Origin of the sequence: Terrimonas pollutisoli (assembly GCF_029360765.1) — a bacterium.
GTDB classification, from domain to species: domain Bacteria; phylum Bacteroidota; class Bacteroidia; order Chitinophagales; family Chitinophagaceae; genus Terrimonas_B; species Terrimonas_B pollutisoli.
Map to the genome: position 1 here is coordinate 65,525 of NZ_JARKNA010000021.1, position 15,803 is coordinate 81,327.

Genomic DNA, 15,803 nt, shown 5'->3' on the forward strand with positions numbered 1-15,803 from the left:
AGCACAATGGTTTTTTTGTAAACACAAAGAAGCCTGATATCAGATATAGTATGGAGGAAAAAAAATTGAGGATTGTTTTAGTAGTACCTCCTTCCAGAAAAGATTTTTACTCCCAATTGAGTGAACTTGAAAATGCCGAGGTTTATATTTTGTGGTATGTTAAAAAGAAAGCGGATAATGCCCAACCACTTGACTTTATAGTTGGTCAATATTACTGGTCTGATTACCGGACGCCTTATTCATTTCTACGCAAAGTCAAACCAGACCGGATTGTTTTTTTTGAAATGATTGACCTTCGCCAGATTGCACTTATTATTTCAGCCCGCTCCATGAAAATTCCCACGTTTTATCTGGAGCATGGAGCAGCCGGAGACAAACAAACTACACTAAAGAGATTTAATGAAGTAAGTTTTCTAAAGCACAAACTGCCACGCTTGTTTCGCCGGTTCATCAGTGATCTGCCCGACATATTTTCTTCAAAGATTTTTTATTATTCTGTATATAAAAAATTTGATTCCTTTAGATCATATCTTAAATACTTACTCTTACCTGTCCAGATATTGAGAGCAGCACCGAAGAAAGTTTTGCGAAAAAATATTTTTCGCGAAAGGATACCGGATCATCTCATTGTTTTTAGCCAGATAAATTTTGAAGTGGTGCAGCTGTATACTGGCATAAAAAAAGAAGATGCTTTTTTAACCGGGCTTCCATTTTTTGACAAGTACTTTAGTCCCAGTGCAGCAGTGCACAATTATGTGGTTTATATTGAACACCCTTATTTGGAAGGTAACCTCCTGGGTTGGACTCCGGCGCATCACAAACAAATTGCGGATGAACTTTTTGATTTCGCTGAAAAAAATAAAGTAAAACTCTATATTAAACTTCACCCTGTTTCCAACAATTCTAACTGGCAAAGATACTCCTACAACAAAGATTATGTTGAAATCATTCAGCACGGAGACTTCACCCAGTTGTATTTGGAGGCAAAGTTAATTTTAGGATTTAGCTCAAGCCTGATTACCGGTTTGCTATGCGCTAAAAAGAATATTGTATTACTGGGATGGCATCCGGAACCCAGCATATTTGGCAATGATTTTTCAAAAACAGGTTTATGCCATGTTTCCTTTTCTCCTTCTGAACTGAACACAAAATATCAATATTGGGTAAACCATAATTTGGCCCAGGAAAATGAAATAGCCTATAATGAGTTTCTGACGAATTGCAATTATCCGTTTGATGGAAAGGCTACGGAAAGAGTGTTAAAGATTATAACCGAACATGAAGTTAGCTAAGCAGTTCTCAGTTTATACACTTGTCGGATTTTTAAATGCCGGCATCGGGTTTCTCATTCTTCCGGTTTTGACGCATTATCTCTCGCCTGCTGACTATGGAGTTATTTCCTTAATGAACACATATGTTCAAATACTTATGCCTGTAGTTGGTTTATCCACTGCCTCCTTTATTTCAGTGGAATATTTTAATAAAAAACTGGAGGCTCATCAATTCAAAGAAATTTTTTCATCTGTCCGTGCGATACCCTTACTTCTCCTTTTACCTTTTCTCCTCCTTTTCATAGCTGGATACAAGTTTTTACCCTCCCTGATGGAGCTCCCCATACTGGCTTATTGGTTATTGCTCCCTCTTACCCTGTTTGTATTATACACAGACAACTTTAAATCTTTCCTGGTTATTTCCAAGAGGATGACCTTGTTTACCGTTACCACACTTGGAAAGATTTTAATTGAAATTCCTCTTACGCTGTTGTTGCTTATCTACGTTCACCTGCAGTGGGATGGTAGAATTTATGCATGGTTATTTACCGTAGTGATTTTTTCATTACTATCTGTTTACTATTATCGTAAATGGAATTTGCTGGAGTTTATTGTTAAAAGAGAATATGTCAAACAGGCTATCGTGTTTGGCGCTCCTCTTATACTCCATCAAATTGGAAAATTTGTGATCAACCAGTCAGATCGGTTATTTCTTACAAAAATGATTTCAGTAGAAGAAATGGGTATTTATAGTGTTGGATACCAGGTTGGGATGGTAATACTTATTCTTGTTACTGCTTTTTCTAATTTCTTTTCTCCGTTTCTTTATGAGCGATTGAATCGTAATACAGAACAAGACAAAATAGAAATAGTACGCGTAAGTTATCTATTTATAATTGGGATGTTTTTGACATTAACAATACTTACTATACTGACCCCTGGTTTTTTTGCATATTTTATTTCGGAAAAATTTTCCAAAGCTTCCATCTATGTTTTTTGGATTGGCTTGAGTTATTGTTTTTGGGGCATCTATATTGTTTTTACAGGTTATATTTTTTATTTGAAGAAAAGTAAGGTACTGGGGAGGTTGGCAATCTTAAACGTTGCAGTAAATTTGAGCAGCAATTATTTTTTTATTAAATGGTTTGGCACTGTAGGTGCAGCCTACGCTACCTGTCTTTCTTTTGCTTTGGTTTGCATTATCATAGTTGTAATTGCTCAGAAATTATATCCCATGCCGTGGCTTGCCTTCCGGCGCTTACTTAATTTCAAAAAAGAAAATTGATGAACGCTCACAGTGACGAAAAGCGCAGATGAAAAAGAGCATTTTATTTATTATCCCAAGTCTTCAGTACGGTGGTGCGGAGATGTTACTGCTTCAGCAGGTAAAATGGTTGAAAGATAATGGTTGGCAATGCTTCGTTGCTATCCTGTCCGACAAAAATGAAGCTTCATTGATCAAGCTACTTGCATTATCGCCAGAACAATTAATTATTTTTCAGTCAAATCATTCCGTTCTTAACTCTGCTGCGCTTTCATTTGCCTGGCGTCATCAGCAACAGTTAACTGGTTTTACCAGAAAAAATAATATCAAAAATATCGTAGCCCATTTACCATTGGCTCATTTTTGGGGTAGGTTGGTTAAACGTAAAATGCCAGTAGTGAAGTTGGTTGTGTATCATCATTCTATGCAATACGACGCGAGTCCATTAGACTCGGCCCCAAAAAAAATATTTAACTGGCTGCAAAAGATACTTGCTAAAAAAACTGATGATATTTCTGTTTGTATTTCAGAGTCTGTTAAGGAAAATATTGCATCACATTTCGTGGTTAAAAACCCGGTGGTGCTTTATAACGCAGTACCGGATAGAGGCCCTCTGAGAAGCAAAAATAGCGTAGGCGAGCCAGGCAAGAATTTAAAACTTATATTGCCAGGCAGGTTACACCCGGCCAAAGGCCATCTTTTTTTTCTCGAAGTGTTTAAAAGGATTGTTAAAGAATTAAACCAACCAGTCAATTTGGAAATTGCAGGCGGCGGAAATTTGCAAGAGAAGATTGAAGAGTTTACTAACAAGCATCAATTACAACAGTACGTATCTATAACAGGATTTCTCAGCAATGACGACCTGCTTTCGCGTATTGCTGATGCGGACCTGGTCATCATTCCCTCCATTTCAGAAGGGCTGGGTATTGTTGGCATCGAAGCGCTGATGCTTGGTAAAACGGTGATCGCATCGAATACCGGGGGGCTGAAAGAAGTGTTTAAAGATGGGCAAAATGGCTATGTGTTTGAAGCCGGTAATCCTGAATCCTGCTTAAACGTTGTGCTGTCTGTTTTGTCTAAATTTCCGACGTCTCAATTGGACCCGGCTTATTTAAGAGAGGAGTATGAAAAGCGATTCTCGTTTAATAGTTATATCAAAAAATTTGAGGCGTTGTTAACATAAATGATGAAGACAGATTTTATAAAAAGAATAGTATTAGCAAAATTTTTGGTATTCTCATTTTTGCTTGCTTATTCACAGCAGAAAAATGACATTTCAAAAATTGTAATGCTTTTTCACAAAGAGTTGCGCAAGGGGGGGATCAACGCCGATGCTGATAATATTCAGCTTCAGTTGCTGACGCAAGCCAATTTAAAAAATTACAATCTTTCCGATGCACCATCTGACGCTTTTTATATATGCGTTAAGAATAGAATAATTGAGATAAAAAGCGGTTCAAACGAAGGTTTAAGAAATGGCGCCTACTGGTATCTTGGTCAACTCGGTTATCGCTACTATTTTCCTGGCGAGAGCTGGCAGTTTGTTCCGAGGCTTGAGTCAGCATTCAAGGCGATGGAAAGAACAGTCGTACCATCCTTTTCACATCGTCGTATCTGGTATGCATATGGAACTGGATCAGATAAAGCGGATGCTGATTATAACGAATGGTTCCAGGCCAATTTGCTCGGAGGTGAAGAAGTAAATACCGGCCATTCTTACGATGGCATCGTGAATCGCAATAAAATAACGTTTTTACAGCACCCGGAGTATTTCGCTCAAAAAGTTTCAAAGGGTAAGATACCGCCGAATCCAAAGTTTGAAGTAGCAAATGATGAATTAGTGAATTTGGTTATAAAGGATGCATTCACACAAATTGAAAAGAGGCTACAACAAACAGGTAAATTGCCGTCTATGATCTCCATGGATCCTTCAGATGGCGGTGGATTTTCCACAAGCCCTGCATCGCTGAAGATCGGCGGACCGAGTGAGCAGGCATTTTATCTTGCCAACAAAGTGGCCAGCGCCGTGTGGGAAAAATATCCTTCCATTAAAATTGGGCTGTATGCCTATAATCTTCATGCGGCGCCACCGAAGTTTTCACTGGAACCTAATATCGTTGTTTTGGTAGCCACTACATTAAATCAGTCTGCTTATCGCACGGATGAGTTGATGGATCTGTGGAAGAAGAAAGGCGCGGGGGTGGGTATAAGGGATTATTATGGAGTGATGGCCTGGGATTGGGATATGCCCGGTCAACCGAAAGGAAGTAAACTTGCGTATGTGAATCTATTAAAGGATTATCACAAAAGAGGGATTCGATTTTTTTCTGCTGAAACAAATATTGGTTGGATCAGCAGGGGACCAGGCCATTATATAGCGGCTCAATTATTATGGAATATTGATGCCGATGCTGATAAAATCCAGGACGAATTTTTTGCGAACATGTTTGGAGAAGCAGAGGACGAAATGGAAGAACTGTTCAAAGCCTGGCAAAAATATACGCAGCCTGTTCCCCAGGACGGAGATCTTTACGACTGGAGCAAATTGCTCGAAAAAGCTTCTAAAAAAGATATTAATGCCGCTACGCAAGACCGCATTGACCAGGTAAAACAATACCTGCACTACGTTTATCTTTTCAAAAAATGGAAAGCGGATAGTACGGATGAAAATTTAATTGGATTACTGAATTACGCTTATCGCGTGCAAGACAAAGGTATTGTAGCCAGTTATCCCCTGTTCAGGCGTATTGCCAATGCTGCTGTCGCAGGCAAGGCTAATATGCGCTTTAACGACCCTAACGCGAAATGGAAAAAGAATAATCAGCCTCTCGGGCAAGAAGAAACCAGGCGAAACTTCTATGGAGACCTGAATTTATTGAACCGCCAGGAAAAGACAAAACTGGTAGCCTTGCCTGGTGCAACCCAATTTAAAAAAAGGGCACAGCAAAGGCTTAGTCAGGTTTCATCGCATAATCTGAAAACTTCGCCGCAACTGAAGCTACGTGGTATTCATAGAGTGGTTTTGCAAATACATGGCGACAATGCGTTTATTAATTTATCAAGCGGTCTTATAAAGGCGCATCAATACAAGTCACTTCGATTAAACATCTATCCTTACCAGGAAGATTTAAGTATAGCTGGAACGCCTTTGCTGAGTGATACCGTTCAGCCTTCGAAGCCAATGAAACCCATATCACTTGAATCGCTTCAGCCCGGTGTTTATATTGCCGTGATCGATGACGCAAAAAATGGTTTTACCGTGAGTGTGTCCGGTAATGTGTCGTATGCTATTGTGGCCAGTGTACAAAGTAAGGCGTGGACATTCAGCCGGAATTGGCTTGTGTTTGCTGTCAATTATGAAAAAGAATTCCGCATAAAGAATGAAGGCGCGATGACACTCCGCAGCCCCGCAGGAAGAGTAATTGATCTTCAAAAGAAGAAAGGAATTTTTACCATCCAGGTGCAGGAAGGTGAAAAAGGTATATGGAAGTTAGAGAGACAAAGCGGGACTTTTTACCTGGAAGGCTTGTTGCCATTTGTGGGTATTGCACCGGAGTTTTTGGTAGTTCTTAAAGACTGAGATGAAAAAAGTTTTATACCTGTCATACACCGGCATGACAGATCCCTTGGGTCAAACGTAGGTACTGGGCTATTTAAAAAGACTTTCTGAAACAGGCCAATACCAGTTCAAGATTATCGATTGCCGTGATATATCGCTTCACTGGTTAGCCTCAGCCTAAAGCAAAAGTCGGGATTTTCGTTTTTTTTGATATGCGTGTAAAAGAGGTGTGTTTTAAATTCACCGTATTTCTTTTTTTGAATACGGATTCAAATTATTAATTACTTTATGAAGAATAACGTAAGGGAAGTTTTATATCTGTCTTATACCGGCATGACCGACCCATTAGGCCAGTCGCAAGTGTTACCATATTTGAATGGTCTTAGCAAAACGGGCCAATATAAATTTGTGTTAGTAAGTTTTGAAAAAGCCAAAAATTTTGCGCAGCTGGGTGATTTCATTAAGGAATATTGCCATGAGTCGGGTATCATTTGGCATCCTCTTTCTTATACAGCCAAGCCGCCTGTGTGGTCAACTTTCAAGGATGTAGAGCGGATGAAAAAATTAACCGAAAAACTGGCTAATGAATACCGGTTTTCACTGATTCACTGCCGCAGTTATATTGCTGCACTTGCAGGTCTGCATTTAAAGAAGAAATTTTCCATTCCATTTTTATTTGATATGCGGAGTTTTTGGGCTGATGAAAGGGTGGAGGGCGGCTTATGGTCGTTATCGAATCCGTTGTACAGGCTGATCTATAAATATTTCAAAAAAAAGGAAAGACAATTTTTACGACAATCAGATCATATAATAAGCCTGACCGATAACGCTAAAAAGGAAATATTATCCTGGAAGGTTAATTTTCCGCTTGCACCCATTACTGTTATTCCTTGCTGTGTGGATATTGAAATATTCGACCCCACGACAATAATTGAACAACAAAAAATTGAAGCATATAATTCCCTGAAAATACCTGTTGGAGCGACTGTTATTTCTTACCTGGGTTCAGTAGGTACGTGGTATATGTTGGATGAAATGCTCGCTTTTGTGAAAAGGTACCAACTTGCTGAGCCCGATTCTTATTTTATGATACTTACACACGAATCGGAATTGATGATTCAGAAAGCTGCTGAATCAGCAAATGTAGATGTAAGTCATTTGAGAGTTAAAAAGGTACAAAGGAAAGAAGTTCCAATATATTTATCACTCAGCAAGTTCAGCTTGTTTTTTATTAAACCTGTCTTTTCGAAAAAAGCATCATCGCCTGTGAAGCAAGGGGAGATAATGGCGATGGGCATCCCTGTGGTTTGTAATGACGGGATAGGCGATACATCTGAGATAGTGGAAAAGTCATCAGCGGGATACGTTATCAGAGAATTTAGCACGATAGCCTACGATAAAATAATTGAAGAATTACGGACCGCGGTATTTGACAGGTCGGAAATTCGGAAGGGGGCTTTTGATTTTTTTTCGCTTTCCAATGGGATTAGCCTGTATGAATCGGTTTATAAGCAAATGATAAAATGATACAGGAAAATCTTTTGTCTTAAGTTTTGAGGTATTCTGAAAACGGACGAAAATTATTTTTCTGCTTTGCTCTTTGGTTACTGGTAGTAAATAAAATTTATATGAAAAAGAACGTATTAATAACGGGGGGCGCAGGTTTTATAGGCTCCAACCTGGCACTTGACCTTCTGAAAAAAGGATATAATGTTCGTATACTGGATAATCTTTCTGAGCAGATACATGGACAAGAGCCTGTACTGCCGAAAAGAATAACTGGTGACATCGATTTTATAAAAGGAGATGTAAGAAACAGGGTTGACTGGGACAAGGCGTTGGATAATCAGCAAATAGTAGTTCACTTAGCCGCTGAAACAGGAACAGGACAATCCATGTACGAGATTCAGAAATATGTTGATGTTAATATTAATGGGACAGCAATCTTCCTTGACTACCTGGTAAATAACCGGCATTCGGTTGAAAAGGTTATCGTTGCTTCATCAAGAGCCATCTATGGTGAAGGCAAATATTTTTGTTCAAGCCATGGCGATGTGTATCCCGGCGAAAGAAGTGAAAGCAATTTACAAAAGGGCGATTATGAGCCAAAATGTCCTATTTGTAATAAAAGTATCTCTATCAGGCCTACCGACGAGAATTCAAAAATTCACCCGTCCTCCGTTTATGGTATAACAAAGCAGAACCAGGAACAAATGGTATTAAACGTTTGTAAATCGATAGGGCTTCCTGCAGTTGCTTTTCGTTATCAGAATGTTTATGGTCCGGGTCAGTCTTTAAAAAATCCTTATACAGGCATCCTGTCCATATTTTCTACTCAAATCAGAAATGGTAACAACATAAACATTTTTGAAGATGGAAGGGAAAGCCGGGACTTTGTATTTATCGATGACGTAGTTCGTGCAACCGCACTGGGCATAGAAAAGGAAGAAGCGAATTATCAATCCCTGAATGTTGGCAGCGGCATACAAACAAGTGTGTTAGAGGTGGCGACTATTTTGAATCAACAGTATGAAAAGAACGTTGAGCTGATCGTTTCAGGAAATTTTAGGCTTGGTGATATCAGGCATAATTTTGCTGATTTAACCAAAATAAAAAGTTTATTAGAATTTACGCCAGAGTTTGATTTTAATAAAGGAGCAACGCTGTTTTCACAATGGGTAAAGGGCCAAAAAGTAGAACAAGATAAATTCAGTAAGTCCATTAAGGAAATGGAAGCAAAAGGATTATTTAAATGACAGGAAAGGATTTTATTTTTTTTTCAGCAAATGATTTTGCCAAAGACGGCGGGGGTACCATACGTATGCTGGGTATAATGAATGAACTGGCAGAAAAGGGGCACCCAGTCACTTTCATCTCAAACACTACAAGATTTGAGCTGTTTCATCCCTCGATTAAACATGTCCAGATAAATTTTCGCATCAATCCTAAAGCGAAGCGAACAATGCAAAGTATCATTGGTTTTGCATCACCTTTTCTTTTGAATTGGTTTTTCCGGCCTCTTTTTCAGCGATTAAAGTATTTATTCATTCCGTATAAAAACTCAACTGTATATTTTTTTGAATACCTGGATAATTCAATTGGATATTGGCTAAACCGGAACGGCCTTATTGGTGGTTATATAAATGATTTGCATGGGGTTGCCGTATTGGAATTTGATTATCAGTATCGCACAGCGGATTCCGGTAAAAAAAAGATCGCACTGTATTTTAAATATCTCGGTGCAAAGTTTTTGGACTATAAAGTATTTAAGAAAGCTCAAGGGTTGATATATGCAAGTAAAGCCATGCAAAATTATTACTGGCAATCCATTCCATGCACCAGAGCTAAGAAAAGCTATATTTTACCCTATGTGCTTGATAAAAAGCAATTAAATACAGACGTGGATTTTGATCTCCAGCAAAGTTTAAAGCAGAGGTTTAAAATAAGTGAAACTGATAAAGTGATTTTTTTTGCGGGAGTATTTAAAAAGACGGGCGGCGTACCTGATCTTATCCGGGCCATTTCAATGTTAAATGATAAGCGTTTAAAATTATTGCTGGTAGGAGATGGGCCAACTTATAAAGAGTGCGAAGAAATAATACAGGCGCAAGGCATGGATAATATCTATTTGGCAGGCAGAGTGCCGTATAAGGATTTAAGAACCTACCAGAGTATTGCTAATATAATAGTTTGTCCGGATAGGGATAATGTTTATTCACAGCTAATCATACATGTTAAATACCTGGATGCGCTTATAGCCGAAAAGATTGTTGTAAATGGCGCCTTTGAAAGCGTGAAAGAAATCAATCAGGACGAAAAGCTTTCATTAATGTTTATTCCATCCGATGTTGAATCGTTAGCGAAAGCCATACAAAGGGGTTTAGAGAATGAGAGCCTATTATTAAAAAAGTACCAGGGCAATATTGAGTATATACGACAACACCTGACTTACAGTACAGCAATAAATGTGTTACTTGAAGAAGCTGAACTTAGTCTGCCTAACAGATCCCTACGATGAACGGACAAAATTGAAATAATGAAGAGAACTGATGGAGGTAAAAAATCGCCTCTAAATGAATTTCAAAGTCAAATACCCAAAAATTTAAAAAGGGGTTTTCCTTTTGTCACACCGCTTTGGTAATAGATCAGGAGCATGGCCAGTGCGTAAAATGGTAAGGCCGGTATTTTGTATCTTGACAATGCTCCGAAATTATAGGAGGTTACTCCCACTGCGAAAGCGAAAATGATCGAAAAGATCAGGCAGAATTGAATTGTAGGATTTTTGCTGATCGTTGTCCATGTGCGTTTTAAACCTACGATAAACATTACTTTCAACGTCAGTAGTAAAAAAAGTGCCGCCTCTATTGCAGATAAAAGCACAATGATTTTTCCAGATTCCCATAAATAGGGCCGGAATAAAGTAACATTTACGGCTAAAGGAAATTGAGCCAACATACCTGCGGTAGTGGGTGCAAAATCACCTAAACTATAACTTGATCCCTCATCTCCCGATGAGTAAGTAATCCACCGGCGGGTGCCTTCTGCCGTATTCTCAATATTTTCGAGAGAATACCTGCCCAGATATTCCTCTCCCAGGGAATCTAAAAAAAAGCTACTACCGCCTAAAATTATGAGGATGATGCCCAGTTTTAACGTAAGTCTTACTGCATAGGATTTAATCTTTTGTGTATAAACAAAAAGAATCCACATTGCGAGGGCTGGCAAAAAGCCTAGTAAAATGTACACTTTTATCTTCGCTACCAGGATTAAACTACAACTTGCAATTAGGACGTTTTTAAGACTAAAGTCCTTTTGAATCAGGAAGCGGCTGCAAGCATAGGTGAGCCATCCAAGCCCGAACATACAAATAGTGTCTTTAAAAATGCCCGAACCCCAGATGAAGGTACTGGGAATAAATAGCACCGCGAATGATATAGGCCTGGTCAAACGGGGATATAATGAGGCAAATGTTCGGAACAGCGCCCAAACACCGCTAAAAGATATGTAAGCGAAAATAACGGCGGCCGGTAAATAAGTGCCGCCAGTGAGGAAACTGATGAATGCAGTAATTGCACACACTATATAATTCGTGGGAGTATTATACCAGGGTATTTGCGAAGTGTACTCGTAATAGCCGACATCGTAGTAGCCGGGAATATGCAGCAGTAGATTCACCCATTTGATAAATGAATCATTTATTGAGCTATTGATAACCTTACCAAACCGGAAATAATTAAACGTATCACCAGCGCCGTAATAATATTGGTAGATCATGCCAATAAAGATGGCGCCAAATATTTTAACACTTAGCGCTGGAATGTAATACTTCCGCCAGGGGTGGCCATGGGGATATTTTTTGTTTCTTTTGTTATATGCAAGCGCATAAACAAGCAACAGAATAAACGGCAGGATAATATAGTCCAGTATAGTGATATATTGCATAAATTTCGCTAGTTGATTATTCTATACCAATGACTTACCAACCCAGTAACAAAAAGAAAACTGGCATATGGCCGCAATTTAATCAACTTCGCTGCAAAGCTTTCAGTAAAAAGTAAAAACATGCCCCGTATACTTCGTATCCTCAACCGCCTTGCCATCGGTGGTCCTTTATTAAATGCCAGCTATTTAACCAAATATATGTCGCCAGAGTTTGAAACCATGCTGGTGGTGGGTGAGCGGGAAGATCATGAGAAAGACGCCAGCTTTGTAACCGATCAGCTCGGGATTAAACCGGTCTATATCCCTGAGATGGGGAGGTCGATCGATCCGCGTAAAGACTATGTTGCCTATAAAAAAATGAAGAGGTTGATAGCCGATTTCAAACCCGATATTTTGCATTCACATGCCGCAAAGCCGGGGGCTATCGGCCGGATGGCTGCAAAGGCTATGAATGTGCCGGTCATTGTTCATACCTATCATGGCCATGTGTTTCATTCCTATTTTCACCCGTTGAAGACAAAGGTCTTTATCAATATTGAGCGCAGGCTGGGAAGGAAAACCGACGCTATCATTGCCATCAGCGAGCAACAGCGAAAGGAGCTGACGCAGGATTTTAATATTGCACCCGATGAAAAATTCAGGGTGGTGCCACTGGGCCTTGACCTGGATAAATTTCAAAACGGCCGGGAAGAGAAAAGGCAAAGTTTCCGGTCTTCCTTTAATTTAAGTGATGATGAAATAGTCATCACAATAACCGGCAGGTTAGTGCCTATTAAGAATCACTCGTTGTTTTTGGAGGGCCTTCATTATGTGTTGCAAAATAGCCAGCAAAGGATAAAAGCATTTATTGTCGGTGATGGCGAGTCAAGAAAGCAATTGGAAGCAAAGGCAGGCGAGTTAGGTATAGCTTTCACCACAGAAAAGGATACAGTGCATGAAAAGCCGCTGGTGTTTACATCGTGGCGAAGTGATATTGACCGGATCAATGCAGGCTCAGATATCGTGGCGCTGACTTCTTTCAATGAAGGGACGCCGGTAAGTTTAATAGAGGCACAGGCGGCAGGCAAACCTGTTGTTTCAACCCGGGTGGGTGGAATCGAAGATGTGGTCAGGGACGAAGAGACCGGACTGTTGTCTGACATCAATGACAGCAAAACGTTTTGTAAAAACCTTTTACGACTGGTGGAAGATCAGGAGTTACGATGTAAATTAGGTAGAGCTGGCGAGGGATATGTAACTTCAAGGTATAGTTACCGCCGGCTGGTTACTGATATGTCCGCTTTGTACAACGAATTATTAAGGCTCAAAAAATAGCAGGATTAGGTATTGTATTCGCCAACACAGTACAGTATTAACTTTTTACTTTTTTGCCTTGACGCAAAAAAGTAACAAAAAAAGTCACCCGATAGCTATCGGGACGAAAAAATGACTAAAAATTTCTTCGTAAACCTAAACCCGGCGAACTCGCCGCCAGATATCTCAGAAAGGAAGATACTGTTGGCTCAAACAACGCCGGCTTTTTAACGGTTTACTACGCAATTTTCTTAACGTCTTTTTTTCGAGGCCAGGACTACAATAGCAAGAAGAACGTTCTACCTAATCTAAAAAAATAATGTTCAACCTTTTTTCAAGGAAGAAAAGCAAGAGTGGAAAATTTGACTTTTCTATACTGAAAGCAGATATGCATTCGCATCTGCTTCCGGGAATAGATGATGGCGCAGGTGATATAGAGACCTCGCTGGAACTGATCCGGGGGATGAGGGAGTTAGGTTATACCAAGCTAATCACCACGCCCCATATTATTTGGGATATGTACCGCAATACGCCGGCTATTATCAATGCAAAGCTGGCAGAGCTGAGAGACGCTGTAAAAAAGGTAGGTATTGATGTTGAAATACATGCCGCGGCTGAATATTTTTTGGATGAACATGTGGAAGAACTACTGAATAGAAAAGAACCCTTATTGACTGTAAGTGGTAATAAAGTACTCACCGAATTTTCCATGGCCTTTCCATCGCTGAACATAAAAGATATTTTGTTTGATCTGCAAATGCAGGGCTACCAACCGATTATAGCTCATCCCGAACGCTATGTGTACCTGCAACGGAATAAAGAATTTTACCGGGAGTTGAAAGATATCGGATGCCTGTTCCAATTAAATATCCTGGCTCTAAGTAATTATTATGGTCGTTCCGTCAGGGAACTGGCGGAATACCTGCTGCAGCACGATTTTTATGACCTTTTAGGAACGGATCTTCACCATATCAGCCACCTGGAGCAGTTAAAACATGTCGAAATGACGGCGTCTTTACAACGATTGATAGAATCGGGTCGGCTTATCAATCACCAATTATAGCAATTTGGCCATTTTACTGTCTGGTAGACTTTTTGCGGTATAGCCAGAATTACCTGCTATTTTAATGTTAAAACACTGAATTTTGCAGGGACATGATGCCTATTTAGTAAATTTGATAAAAATGGATGGACATGGCCACAACCGAATTTAATGACATGCTGCTCGACAATGCTGACTTTCTCAAGCCATTTGCGGTAAATCTTACCAAAGATTCAGAAGCTGCTAATGACCTTTACCAGGAGACTTTGTTTAAGGCCCTTGCTAATCACGAGAAGTATAATGCAGGAACAAATATTAAAGCATGGTTATTCACTATCATGCGCAATATTTTTATTAATGATTACAGGCGTAAGGCAAAGCAAAAAACTGTACTTGATAACTCTGCCAATGATTACCTGATCAACAATAAACAAGCTACTATCAGCAATGGGGCTGAAAGCAGTTTGCGGATGAAAGAAATCAATGAAGCAGTTCATCAATTACCGGAAATATTCAAAATTCCTTTTCGTTTGTATTTCGAAGGATACAAATACCAGGAAATAGCTGACCTGTTGGGAGAGCCATTAGGAACAGTAAAAAGCAGGATCCACTTTGCCCGTAAGCTTTTGAAAGATCGTCTTACGCGGTATTAGAGATTAAATTTTTTATCAAGACCGGTAGAACCTTTAGCAACTAATCAGGATGCTTTGGGTTTTACCGGTTTCTTATTTTATACTGATGATCCTGTTATTGATCAGGATCCATCTGCATAAACTCTCTCTTGACGGCTTTAAGCATACTAAATAACTGGGCGACCTGTATCAGCAGCATCACTGTTAGTGCCAACAGCACGTACCAGGGCAATCTCACTTTTTCAATATTGGTGATGTGCTGAAATTTTTCAAGGTGCCAACCTGCCAGCGCAGCTCCAAACGCCATCCCCACCAACAAAAAAGAAAGAAGTGAGTACACTACTTTCATAAACATGATGCGCATGGTGGAATAACCCACCTTGAAATTTTCAAAAATAGCCGCAGGGATAATCAGCACCAGTGTTATCCAACTCCAATTACTTCCAAACCAGCTATCGCTTAATGCAAGATTGAGTACAAGTATCAGGACGATAGAAAGCAGCCCCCATGGAAAGGTGAGAAATGCGGAAGGCTGACCGGATGTTTTTACTGCCATAGCTTTTTTATTATTGAAAGAAAGATAAAAATAAATTTCAGATAAAATGATGGCCCGGTACAGTGCCGGAGAAATACTATTTTATTTAATTGAAAACTTAAAATCAGAAGTACTATATTTAGTACAGCAATATTTTTATGACTGAGTCCGGATTTCTGCAATTGAAATCAACTATACTGGAACTTTTACGTACTGACCTGGATCAACGGTTGACTTATCATTGCCTGGCACATACGGAAGACGTACTGGAGCAAGCACAACGTATTGCATTGACTGAAGGCATTGCTGATCCTAAGTTGCTTCTGCTGATAAAGATTGCCGCCCTTTTTCATGATACCGGCTTTCTTCACACTTACAAGGGACATGAAGAAGAGTCCTGTCGCATCATGGAAGAATATGTCAGGGATCCTGATCTTACCAAACGGGATATTGAAATGATCAAAGGAATGATCAGGGCCACAAAGGTTCCACAAACTCCACATAATCTTCCTGAAAAGATTTTGTGCGATGCCGACCTCGATTATCTTGGCCGGGATGATTTTAAACCAATCAGTGAAACCCTAAAAGATGAATTCCTGGTATATGGCATAATCAAAACAGAGCAGGATTGGGATGATATGCAGGTAAGTTTTTTTGAAAGTCACAGATATTTTACCGGCACATCTTTGCAAAATCGCCACCCTTTAAAAATGAAACATCTGCAAGCCCTAAAACAAAAAGTATTAAAATAATATGCAAATCACA

Annotated in this window: 13 protein-coding genes; 11 read left to right on the top strand and 2 right to left on the bottom strand. The window is 39.5% G+C overall.

Going from position 1 to position 15,803, the window contains the following annotated elements:
* The first annotated feature begins 50 nt into the window (after positions 1-50).
* The 7 genes from P2W73_RS23130 to P2W73_RS23160 all read left to right on the top strand — a co-directional run bounded on the left by P2W73_RS23130 (position 51) and on the right by P2W73_RS23160 (position 10,112).
* The gene (locus P2W73_RS23130; protein ID WP_276504473.1) at positions 51-1,292 is read left to right on the top strand and encodes a CDP-glycerol glycerophosphotransferase family protein; all 1,242 of its coding nucleotides are present in this window, start codon (positions 51-53) and stop codon (positions 1,290-1,292) included.
* Positions 1,279-2,556 (top strand): lipopolysaccharide biosynthesis protein, encoded by a 1,278-nt coding sequence (locus P2W73_RS23135; RefSeq protein ID WP_276504474.1) that lies wholly within the window; start codon positions 1,279-1,281, stop codon positions 2,554-2,556. Before P2W73_RS23130 ends, P2W73_RS23135 begins: the two co-directional genes overlap by 14 nt.
* Positions 2,557-2,584: 28 nt before the next feature.
* Positions 2,585-3,718 carry a glycosyltransferase family 4 protein gene (locus P2W73_RS23140; RefSeq protein ID WP_276504475.1) on the top strand — a complete coding sequence of 378 codons (1,134 nt, stop codon included), beginning with the start codon at positions 2,585-2,587 and terminating at the stop codon, positions 3,716-3,718.
* Between the two features lie 3 nt (positions 3,719-3,721).
* A complete protein-coding gene (locus P2W73_RS23145; RefSeq protein WP_276504476.1) occupies positions 3,722-6,115 on the top strand; it encodes a DUF4838 domain-containing protein in 2,394 nt (797 codons plus the stop codon).
* Between the two features lie 267 nt (positions 6,116-6,382).
* A complete protein-coding gene (locus P2W73_RS23150; protein WP_276504477.1) occupies positions 6,383-7,621 on the top strand; it encodes a glycosyltransferase in 1,239 nt (412 codons plus the stop codon).
* Positions 7,622-7,722: 101 nt separating this feature from the next.
* Positions 7,723-8,850, top strand: a complete 1,128-nt coding sequence (locus P2W73_RS23155; RefSeq protein ID WP_276504478.1) for an SDR family NAD(P)-dependent oxidoreductase — start codon at positions 7,723-7,725, stop codon at positions 8,848-8,850.
* Positions 8,847-10,112, top strand: a complete 1,266-nt coding sequence (locus P2W73_RS23160; RefSeq protein WP_276504479.1) for a glycosyltransferase family 4 protein — start codon at positions 8,847-8,849, stop codon at positions 10,110-10,112. The genes P2W73_RS23155 and P2W73_RS23160 overlap by 4 nt, the downstream gene beginning before the upstream one ends.
* A 68-nt stretch (positions 10,113-10,180) precedes the next feature.
* Here P2W73_RS23160 and P2W73_RS23165 read toward each other — a convergent pair whose 3' ends face one another.
* Positions 10,181-11,536, bottom strand: a complete 1,356-nt coding sequence (locus P2W73_RS23165) for a hypothetical protein (RefSeq protein ID WP_276504480.1) — start codon at positions 11,534-11,536, stop codon at positions 10,181-10,183.
* Between the two features lie 120 nt (positions 11,537-11,656).
* Here P2W73_RS23165 and P2W73_RS23170 point away from each other — a divergent pair, with 120 nt between their 5' ends.
* The 3 genes from P2W73_RS23170 (at position 11,657) to P2W73_RS23180 (ending at position 14,524) form a co-directional block, all read left to right on the top strand.
* Entirely contained in the window at positions 11,657-12,850 is a 1,194-nt protein-coding gene (locus tag P2W73_RS23170; RefSeq protein WP_276504481.1) for a glycosyltransferase, read from the top strand.
* Between the two features lie 298 nt (positions 12,851-13,148).
* The gene (locus P2W73_RS23175) at positions 13,149-13,892 is read left to right on the top strand and encodes a tyrosine-protein phosphatase (RefSeq protein WP_276504482.1); all 744 of its coding nucleotides are present in this window, start codon (positions 13,149-13,151) and stop codon (positions 13,890-13,892) included.
* 131 nt (positions 13,893-14,023) lie between these two features.
* Positions 14,024-14,524, top strand: coding sequence for an RNA polymerase sigma factor (locus tag P2W73_RS23180; RefSeq protein WP_276504483.1), 501 nt, complete (start codon positions 14,024-14,026; stop codon positions 14,522-14,524).
* A 94-nt stretch (positions 14,525-14,618) separates the two neighbouring features.
* Here the strand turns inward: P2W73_RS23180 and P2W73_RS23185 are convergent, their stop codons facing one another.
* Complete coding sequence (locus tag P2W73_RS23185; protein WP_276504484.1) at positions 14,619-15,059, bottom strand: hypothetical protein; 441 nt, start codon at positions 15,057-15,059, stop codon at positions 14,619-14,621.
* 137 nt (positions 15,060-15,196) lie between these two features.
* On the opposite strand from P2W73_RS23185, the gene P2W73_RS23190 reads away from it, so the two are divergent.
* On the top strand, positions 15,197-15,790 hold the full coding sequence (locus P2W73_RS23190) for an HD domain-containing protein (RefSeq protein WP_276504485.1): 594 nt from the start codon (positions 15,197-15,199) through the stop codon (positions 15,788-15,790).
* The last annotated feature ends 13 nt before the right edge of the window (positions 15,791-15,803 follow it).